The sequence below is a fragment of the Dermacoccus sp. GAS27A genome, assembly GCF_044909235.1.
Taxonomy (GTDB): Bacteria; Actinomycetota; Actinomycetes; order Actinomycetales; family Dermatophilaceae; genus Dermacoccus; species Dermacoccus nishinomiyaensis.
In genome coordinates this window covers 1-6,367 of record NZ_JBIYDW010000019.1, presented here as the reverse complement: position 1 = coordinate 6,367, position 6,367 = coordinate 1, and the positions used below count along the sequence as shown (strand labels likewise).

General features: G+C 67.6%; 8 protein-coding genes and 1 pseudogene. 6 read left to right on the top strand and 3 right to left on the bottom strand.

All coding sequences use genetic code 11. The annotated features are described in order from the left end of the window. Positions 1-86: 86 nt before the first annotated feature. Both ABH936_RS13955 and ABH936_RS13950 read right to left on the bottom strand, forming a co-directional pair. A pseudogene (locus ABH936_RS13955) lies at positions 87-482 on the bottom strand (ISL3 family transposase); the annotation flags it as partial. A gap of 96 nt (positions 483-578) precedes the next feature. Next, positions 579-857: a PLP-dependent transferase gene (locus ABH936_RS13950; RefSeq protein WP_006944766.1), complete on the bottom strand. Its 279-nt coding sequence runs from the start codon at positions 855-857 to the stop codon at positions 579-581. A 141-nt stretch (positions 858-998) separates the two neighbouring features. Here ABH936_RS13950 and ABH936_RS13945 point away from each other — a divergent pair, with 141 nt between their 5' ends. Beyond that, complete coding sequence (locus ABH936_RS13945) at positions 999-1,526, top strand: Lrp/AsnC family transcriptional regulator (RefSeq protein ID WP_404603545.1); 528 nt, start codon at positions 999-1,001, stop codon at positions 1,524-1,526. A 102-nt stretch (positions 1,527-1,628) separates the two neighbouring features. Here the strand turns inward: ABH936_RS13945 and ABH936_RS13940 are convergent, their stop codons facing one another. Beyond that, positions 1,629-2,159, bottom strand: a complete 531-nt coding sequence (locus tag ABH936_RS13940; protein WP_006944768.1) for a YceI family protein — start codon at positions 2,157-2,159, stop codon at positions 1,629-1,631. Positions 2,160-2,371: 212 nt separating this feature from the next. On the opposite strand from ABH936_RS13940, the gene ABH936_RS13935 reads away from it, so the two are divergent. The 5 genes from ABH936_RS13935 to ABH936_RS13915 are packed head-to-tail and all read left to right on the top strand — an operon-like array spanning position 2,372 to position 6,277. After that, a complete protein-coding gene (locus ABH936_RS13935; RefSeq protein WP_404603544.1) occupies positions 2,372-2,836 on the top strand; it encodes a MarR family winged helix-turn-helix transcriptional regulator in 465 nt (154 codons plus the stop codon). Between the two features lie 45 nt (positions 2,837-2,881). Beyond that, the gene (gene hemL, locus ABH936_RS13930) at positions 2,882-4,210 is read left to right on the top strand and encodes a glutamate-1-semialdehyde 2,1-aminomutase (protein WP_136788241.1); all 1,329 of its coding nucleotides are present in this window, start codon (positions 2,882-2,884) and stop codon (positions 4,208-4,210) included. A 2-nt stretch (positions 4,211-4,212) separates the two neighbouring features. Beyond that, on the top strand, positions 4,213-4,899 hold the full coding sequence (locus tag ABH936_RS13925) for a histidine phosphatase family protein (RefSeq protein ID WP_006944756.1): 687 nt from the start codon (positions 4,213-4,215) through the stop codon (positions 4,897-4,899). Continuing rightward, positions 4,899-5,513 carry a TlpA disulfide reductase family protein gene (locus ABH936_RS13920; protein ID WP_006944694.1) on the top strand — a complete coding sequence of 205 codons (615 nt, stop codon included), beginning with the start codon at positions 4,899-4,901 and terminating at the stop codon, positions 5,511-5,513. Before ABH936_RS13925 ends, ABH936_RS13920 begins: the two co-directional genes overlap by 1 nt. Then, the gene (locus ABH936_RS13915; protein WP_006944738.1) at positions 5,510-6,277 is read left to right on the top strand and encodes a cytochrome c biogenesis CcdA family protein; all 768 of its coding nucleotides are present in this window, start codon (positions 5,510-5,512) and stop codon (positions 6,275-6,277) included. Before ABH936_RS13920 ends, ABH936_RS13915 begins: the two co-directional genes overlap by 4 nt. The last annotated feature ends 90 nt before the right edge of the window (positions 6,278-6,367 follow it).

Genomic DNA, 6,367 nt, shown 5'->3' with positions numbered 1-6,367 from the left:
ACACCTCGCCGGTCGCCTTCGAGACCGGCTACACCGCTACGCTGCGACCTGCTGCGTAATCACACCCCGTGTCCAAGATCCGGGGGTAGGGCCCCGGCGACGCGGGCCATGGACAGGTGCTGGACCACGATCGCGACCAGGCCCCAACGCAGCCCGGCGCGGGAGATCTTCGCCCGCGGCTCGGCCGCGGCGGTGGTGTCCTGACGCCACACGTGAGCGCACTCGGCACACCGGTACCGGCGCACGGTGACCAGCAAGGTCGTGGGGCGCCACCCGAACGGCTCGTGCGCCAGCTCCCGGGTCACGGTGTCCCGGGATACCCCTCGGCAGCCACACCGGCGGCACCAGTCGTCCGGTTCGACGACCCGGCAGGCCAGCACCGCACGATCCGGCTCGAGAAGTTGCCCGGTGATCTCCAGGCCAAGGTCGTCAACGCGCGTGAAGGTGGTCAGGTCAGGGCACGTGAAGGTAGCGTCAGGCAACGTCGAGGTCTTTCGGATGGCTGCGTGTAGGAACCTCCATCTTCGGAAGACCTCGACACCTACCTCCGGACCGACGCGCCAGCGCCGACTACACCCTCATCTGTGAAGAGCCGGTTTGCCCGCCGCGAGGCAGGCGAGCAGGACGGCGCTGATCGCTGCCATCCCGGTCGAGAACGCGACGCCTTCCTCGGCGCCCTCCATCGTGGCGAGCCCACGCTCGAAGCGGTCGACGTTCGGGTTCCACAGACGCTGGTACACGTACGAATCACCGGGGCGCGGGCGACCACCGGTTGCCATCTGCTCGTACGAGTCACCGCCCTGCGTCACGCCGGTGACGGGGTAGGTGGTCGACTGATCGATTCCTGCGACGTGCACCCCGAGCTAGGCGAGGTCTTCGCGGCCCGCGTGGACGGCGTCCGTCATGAGTGAAGAGATGTGTTTCACATCACATAGCGTGTGGGGTCTGCGAAATAGTGGCAACATCTCGCCGAATCCTCCGAAAGGGGTCAGTCTCCCGTGGAAGGTGCGAAATCGAGTGCTCGTTCGTCCGGCGACTCGCAGGTTCGACGACCGTTACTCGGCCCCGCGTGGAGCCCTGACGCCGTCGATCGTCGGCTCGTCGAGCTACTTCTCGAGGACGGCCGGATGTCGAACGCCGAACTCGCGCGGCGGGTCGGCGTGCCGGAGTCGACGTGCAGCGGCCGGTTGCGTGTGTTGCGCGAGCGGGGCGTCATCGCGGGCGTCCACGCCGACGTCGATCTCGGCTCGCTCGACGTGCCCCTCGAGGCCATGATCGCGCTGCGCTTCACGGGCCACACGCGTGACGACATCGACGGCTTCCACGCCGCAGTCGCCGATGTGCCCGGCGTCCTCGCGGCCTTCCACGTGACGGGGGAGAACGACTTCCTCGTCCACGTCTGTACGCAGTCTCCCGACGCCCTGCGCGACATCGTGCTCGACCACCTCGCGGTGCTGCCCGGCGTCGTGCACGCCGAGACGAGCCTCATCTACGAACGTATTCGCGGTTCCCGCCCTCTCGGCTGAGGCGCGACGGCCCGCGATGAAGGGCGAGGGGCGAAGGGCGATTCACGAAGAGGCCGCGGTACCCGAACGGGTACCGCGGCCTCTTCGTGAAGGCTGGTGTGATCAGGCCTTGGCGAACTCGAGGTCGAGGTTGATCTTGATCTTGTCGGAGACGAGCGCGTTGCCGCCGGGGGCTGCGGCGTCGAAGCTGAGGCCGAAGTCCTTGCGGTTGATCTCGCCCTGGGCCTCGAAGCCGGCGCGGGTGCCGCCCCACGGGTCGTCGGAGATGCCGTTGAACTCGTAGTCGAACGTGACGGGCTTCGTCACGTCCTTGATCGTCAGGTCGCCCGTGATGGTGTCGTCGCCGATGTTCGTGGCATTGAACGTCATCGTCGGGTACTTCTCGACGTCGAAGAAGTCAGCGCTCTTGAGGTGACCGTCGCGGTCGGCGTTACGGGTCTGGACCGATGCCGTCTGCACGGTGAACTCGAGCGTCGAGTTCTTGCGGTCCTCGGCGACCTCCGCGTTGACGCTGACGTCCGTGAAGCGACCCTTCACCTTGGTGACGGCGAGGTGGCGCGCGACGAAGCCGATCTCCGTGTGGTCGGCGTCGATGTTCCAGGTGCCGGGAGCGATGTCGTTGAGGGAAACCATGGTTGTGGTCCTTCCGTTGCGATGTGTGGTCGGTACTGAAATGACGATACACGCAGATAGTTGAACATTCAACTACACTGAAGAAACGTGGACGGAAACAAGATGTCCACACGAAAGCGTTGACACTGAACGAAACGTGAATCAACCCTCCGGTCGGACACCGGACGGTAGGGGCGCGCGACGGTGGTGAAGCACGAAACGGGCGGTGGAGGATGACGAAAGAGACGCGCTGGCTCGATGAGGACGAGCAGACGGCATGGCGTCACTACCTGCGGGCATCGCGCGCGCTGAGCCTCGCGCTCGATCGCGAACTCCTCGACCACGGCATGTCGCTGGCCGAGTACGAGATCCTCTCGATGCTGTCCGAGGCCGAGGGGCGTCGTCTGCGGATGGGGGCGCTCGCCGACCTCGTCGTCCAGTCCCGCAGCCGCATCACGCACACCGCCACGCGCCTGCAGCGACGCGGGTGGGTGACGCGGGAGTCGTGTTCCAGCGATTCGCGCGGGGTCGAACTCGTCCTCACCGACGGCGGCTACGACGCCCTCCTGCTCGCAGCCCCCGTTCACGTCGCGAGCGTGCGTCGATACTTCGTCGACACCATGGATGGCGACCAACTGAGCATCGTCGGTGACGGCATGCGCCGCGTGCACGAGCAAGTCGGTGGCGAGGGGGGCTGAGGCCCGCCAAGGGCGTTGTCAGGGGGCGGTGGGAGAATGGACAACATGAGTGGAAGCACCTCGAAGTCCGCAGAACTCCTGGCCCACGCGCGCACGGTGACGCCCGGCGGGGTGAACTCGCCGGTGCGCGCCTTCCGTGCCGTCGGTGGCACGCCGCGGTTCATCCGCGAGGCGAAGGGGCCGTGGCTCACGGACGTCGACGGCAACCGCTATGTCGACCTCATCTGCTCGTGGGGCCCGATGATCCTCGGCCACGCCCACCCCGACGTCATGGCCGCCGTCCAGGACGCGGCCTCGCGCGGCTTCAGCTTCGGCACCCCGAGTGAGAACGAGGTTGCCCTCGCCACCGAGATCGTGCGCCGCGTGGAGCCCGTCGAGCAGGTGCGCCTCGTCTCCTCCGGCACCGAGGCAACGATGTCGGCCATCCGCCTCGCGCGCGGCGCCACGGGCCGGAGCAAGATCGTGAAGTTCGCAGGCTGCTACCACGGCCACGTCGACGCGCTGCTCGCCGCAGCCGGCTCCGGCGTCGCCACCTTCGCCCTTCCCGACACGGCCGGCGTGCCGAAGTCGAGCGCCGGCGAGACCATCGTCCTGCCCTACAACGACGTCTCCGCGCTCGAGACCGCCTTCGCCGAGCACGGTGACGAGATCGCCGCCGTGATCACCGAGGCATCGCCCGGCAACATGGGCGTCGTGCCGCCCGCAGCCGGTTTCACGAAGGCGCTGCGCGACATCACGACCAAGCACGGCGCCCTGCTCGTCTCCGACGAGGTGATGACGGGCTTCCGCTGCTCCGCCGCCGGCTGGTTCGGCCACGAGGGCCAGCAGGGTGAGAGCGCCCCCGACCTGTTCACCTTCGGCAAGGTCATGGGCGGTGGCTTCCCCGCGGCCGCCTTCGGTGGCCGCGCCGACCTCATGGGCATGCTGGCGCCCGACGGTCCCGTCTACCAGGCGGGCACGCTGGCGGGTAACCCCGTGGCCACGGCCGCCGGCCTCGCCACGCTGCAAGGCTGCACCGACGAGGTCTACGCCCACCTCGACTCCACGGCGCACGCCATCGCCGACGCCGCCTCCGCCGAACTGACGAAGGCCGGTGTACCGCACACCGTGCAGTGGGCGAGCTCGATGTTCTCGATCTTCTTCCGCGACGGCGCGGTCACGAACTACGACGACGCGAAGGACCAGGACACCGAGGCCTTCTCGCGCTTCTTCAACGCAATGCTCGACCAGGGCGTCCACCTGCCGCCGTCGGCCTACGAGTCGTGGTTCGTCTCCGCCTCGCACGACGACGAGGCCGTCGCGCATGTGATCGACGCCCTTCCTGTCGCCGCGCGAGCCGCGGCCGCTCCCACAGACTCGGCTGCGACACTCTGACCATGACGAACGACGTCCCGCTTTCCCCGTCGACCGAGGCCCCCACCCCCACGACGAAGACGCTGGTGCACCTCGTGCGTCACGGCGAGGTGTTCAACCCGAAGAAGGTGCTCTACGGGCGCCTCGACGGCTACCACCTCTCCGAGCTCGGCCGTGAGATGGCCGAACTGACGAGCCAGTGGCTCGCTCCGCGCGACATCACCTACCTCGTCAGCTCGCCGCTCGAGCGTGCGCAGGAGACGGCCGCGCCGCTCGCCGAGAAGCTCGATCTGCCCGTCGTCCTCGACCCGCGCGTCATCGAAGCCGGGAACGATTTCGAGGGCCTGACCGTTGGATCGAACCCCAAGCAACTGCTCCAGCCCCGCTTCTGGCCGAAGCTCGTCAACCCGCTGCGGCCGAGCTGGGGAGAGCCGTACCAGGAGATCGCCGAGCGCATGTACACCGCCATCCTCGACGCCCGTGACGCCGCGGCCGGACACGAGGCCGCCGTCGTCAGCCACCAGCTGCCCGTGTGGACGGCCCGTCGCTTCGCCGAGGGCAAGCGCCTGTGGCACGACCCGCGATCGCGTGAGTGCACGCTCGCGTCGGTCACGACGATCGAGTTCACCGGTGACGAGATCACCGGCGTCCAGTACGCCGAGCCCGCGGGTCGCCTGCTGCCCAACTCGACACAGTCGGTGGGTGCCTGATGGCGCGCCGTGCCCGATCGCTCAAGGCAACCGCAGCGACGTCGCTCGCCCTTGCCGTCACCCTCGGTCTGAGTGCGTGCGGTAGCGAGCAGAACGACAGCATCAGCAAGCAGGCCCAAGCCGGCGACAACAAGGGCTATGTGGCCGGTGACGGTTCCGTCGAAGAACTTGCGGCCGCCAAGCGTGCCGAGCCCGTGAAGCTCACCGGCGAGACGCTGGACGGCAAGAAGTGGAACGTGGAGTCCGAGCGCGGCAAGGTCGTCGTCCTCAACGTATGGGGCGCGTGGTGCGGCCCGTGCCAGGCCGAGACGCCGCACCTCGAGAAGGCGTGGAAGAACTACGACAACGCGAACAAGCCCGTCGTGTTCATGGGCCTCGACCAGCGTGACTCCGACGCCGTCGCTAAGTCCACGCTCAAGAAGTGGGGCGCCACCTACCCGTCGCTGAAGAACGACGACGGGCAGAACCTGCAGGGTCTGCAGCGCAAGGTCGTCGCAACGCCGACGACGCTCGTGCTCGACAAGCAGGGGCGCATCGCGGCACGCGTCTCCGGTTCCACCACCGAGACCACGGTGCGGAACATGGTCGACAAGGTGCTCGCGGAGAAGGCTTGAGCTCCGGCGTTGCGGCGCTCGCTCACCTGACGAGTTCCCCCGAACAGATCGTCGCGAACGGCGCGTTGCCGCTCGCGATCTTCTTCGCTGCGCTCGCGGGGGTCGTCTCGTTCGCGTCGCCGTGTGTGCTGCCGCTCGTGCCGGGCTTCCTCGCCTACGTCACGGGCTTGACGGACGAGAAGCGACGCACCCGACTCGTGCTCGGCGCGTGCCTGTTCGTGCTCGGATTCTCCGTCGTCTTCGTCGGCATCCAGGCCGCCGTCAGCCTCGTCTACGACACGGTCGGCGCTCACCGCAGCCTGCTCACGCGCATCGGCGGCGTCATCGTCATCCTCATGGGGCTCATGTTCCTCGGCGTCGTGGGCCAGCGAGGCTTCACGGTGCGCTGGCGCCCGGCCGCGGGCCTCGTCGGGGCACCGTTGCTCGGTGCCGCGTTCGGTCTCGGGATGGCTCCCTGCATCTCGCCGGTTCTCGGCACGCTGGTGGCGGCCAATACGTCCCTCAACGCGGACAGCCAGGGGAGGGCTCTGTTCCTCACCGTCTGTTACGCGCTCGGCATGGGCCTGCCGTTCATCCTCATCGCCGCTGGGTGGAGCCGTGCCGAGAAGGCGTCGAAGTGGCTTCGTGACCACCACCGTCCGATCCAGATCGTCGGCGGCACTCTCATGATCGCCATGGGCTTGCTCATGGTGAGCGGGCTGTGGGAGGAACTCATGGCCCTCGTCCAGTCCAACCTCGTCAACCAGTTCGAAACGGTGATCTAGTTGTGATGACCAGGCACGTTGGTCGAGTCATTGCGACTCGTTGATCTGAACGGGTGACAAGCGAAGACCTCTCGCTGTGCAGTGGAGCTG